The following is a 2,029-nucleotide window of genomic DNA, read 5'->3' as shown; positions in this document are numbered from 1 at the left end:
ATCGTCAAGCACATGCAGTAATTCCACCCAGAAAGAATGCCAAGCCCTGGAAAGATTCTAAAATAAGTTCAATAGAACGAAATGAGTTACTTCAAACGGTTAAACATTTAGGCAGAACCCTATGGAAAAAATGGTCGGGTTATCACCGTCGTAGTTTGGTGGAAACCAAGATGCATTGCATCAAATTATTAGGTGATAGGCTGACGGCAAGACATTTTCAAAGTCAGGTCAATGAAATTCATGCGCGTGTGGCAGTTCTGAATAGATTTACGGAATTAGGTAGACCTCGCACCCAAGTTGTGTCTTAAATTTGAATGGATTGGGGAGAACTCAGCTTTTGAATGTTTATGCAACAAAGCCATCTATAACTAAAATAAAAAAATATAATTTCTTGGGAAGTTAAAATAATTTTTTAAATAAAAGTTAATCCTCCTATAAATACAGGAAAATAAAATAATTAAAATTTTAAAATAAAATTAGTTTATAAATTTAAAAAAATAAGGCGTAAAAACCCAAATTTTAAATCAATAAAATAGTTAAAAAACAGAGAAAACGAGATTAAAAAATGTCATGGTCAACTCCTTAAAAAATGGAGTCCTACCACCAGATTACCGCGAATTAATTAGGGTGGTAGAACGAAAGGGGGTTGACAGACTGGAGCTCATAGACCCAGCACGCACGGGGCGTCCCCCTCCCGTTCTGAACTGCACCCCATAAGTTAGACTTTTTAAACTTATGAGGTGTGCCCTATGCCAATTCCGAAGCATTCAAAAGAGTTAAAATTAAAAGTCATTCAAGCTTATTTAGATGGAAGTAAAGGATATAAAATCCTTTCACAAGAATTTAATGTTGATCTCCAAACCATCCGCTTATGGATTGAAAACTATAAGGCACAAGGTGAAGATGGCCTGAATGTTAAAACTAAAAAAACCTACTACTCTTCCGAATTTAAAATCAAGGCTGTACAAATGCTTCTTGATAAGATACCGGTAAGAGAAGTTAGAAGACGGTTAAATCTGAGCGGGACGTCAATTTTAAGAAGGTGGCTCGCTCAGTATCATAAAGAAGGGATTGCCGGGTTTAATACTACGAGGATTTATACCAATATGGTTAAACAACATAAAACCAAAATAACTAAACCTATAAAAGAAGACAAAGATAAATCTCAACAGGAGCTCATTGATGAAGTGACTGCTTTACGAGCAGAGGTTGCCTTTTTAAAAAAGCTAAAAGCCTTAAAACTGAAGCAACGTACTTAAATACACTTTGTACTGCAGACACTGTTCAGGTTATTTCAGAATTAAGGCAAATTTATCCATTAAAACTCTTACTCAGTATTGCAAAGATTGCTCGTAGTACTTATTTCTATCACATGAAAGCTGTACGCTCTAATGACAAATATACTGAGTTAAAACAGCAGATTAAGTCCATATATCACAAGCATAAGGGATGCTATGGCTATCGTAGAATTACTCTTGCCCTGAAAAGTACAGGAATAATAATCAACCATAAATGTGTATATCGCCTTATGAAAACCATGGGACTTAAATCACGTATCAGAGCATTGAAATATCGCTCATATAAAAGTGGTTGTGTCGGGACGGTGGCTGATAACATTATGCAACGGCAATTTAAAGCGAACCATCCCAACCAGAAATGGGCAACTGATGTGACGGAATTTAATGTTAACGGTGAAAAACTTTATCTATCACCAATTATAGATTTGTTTAATGGGGAAATTATTACTTTCCGGATCCAACGTAAACTCAATTATGAGTTAGTGAAAGATATGCTCATTCATGCCTTAGCTAAACTTAAGCGACATGAGAAACCAATTCTCCATTCAGATCAAGGATGGCAATATCAAATGGCTCATTACCAACAGCAATTAAAGCAACATGGTTTAATTCAAAGTATGTCTCGTAAAGGAAATTGCTTAGATAATGCTGTAATAGAAAGCTTCTTTGGAATATTAAAATCGGAATGCTTTCATGGAGAAAAATTTCAATCAATTGATGAATTAGAGAAA

General features: G+C 35.1%; 3 protein-coding genes. All 3 read left to right on the top strand.

The annotated features are described in order from the left end of the window. On the top strand, positions 1-308 hold a 308-nt coding region (locus J671_RS24655; protein WP_031983777.1), incomplete at its 5' end, for an IS5/IS1182 family transposase. A gap of 441 nt (positions 309-749) precedes the next feature. Continuing rightward, positions 750-1,259, top strand: coding sequence for a helix-turn-helix domain-containing protein (locus J671_RS24650; protein ID WP_004886316.1), 510 nt, complete (start codon positions 750-752; stop codon positions 1,257-1,259). 32 nt (positions 1,260-1,291) lie between these two features. After that, the coding region (locus J671_RS26045; RefSeq protein ID WP_228132371.1) for an IS3 family transposase at positions 1,292-2,029 on the top strand (738 nt) is incomplete at its 3' end.

The sequence above is a fragment of the Acinetobacter sp. 1130196 genome (genome assembly GCF_000588095.1).
Lineage (GTDB): Bacteria > Pseudomonadota > Gammaproteobacteria > Pseudomonadales > Moraxellaceae > Acinetobacter > Acinetobacter nosocomialis.
The sequence above is the reverse complement of the archived record's forward strand: the minus strand, read 5'-3'. Positions and strand labels throughout refer to the sequence as shown.

Coding starts and splice junctions, on each gene's coding strand:
- J671_RS24650 (WP_004886316.1), top strand. CDS start 750: ATGCCAATTCCGAAGCATTCAAAAGAGTTAAAATTAAAAGTCATTCAA.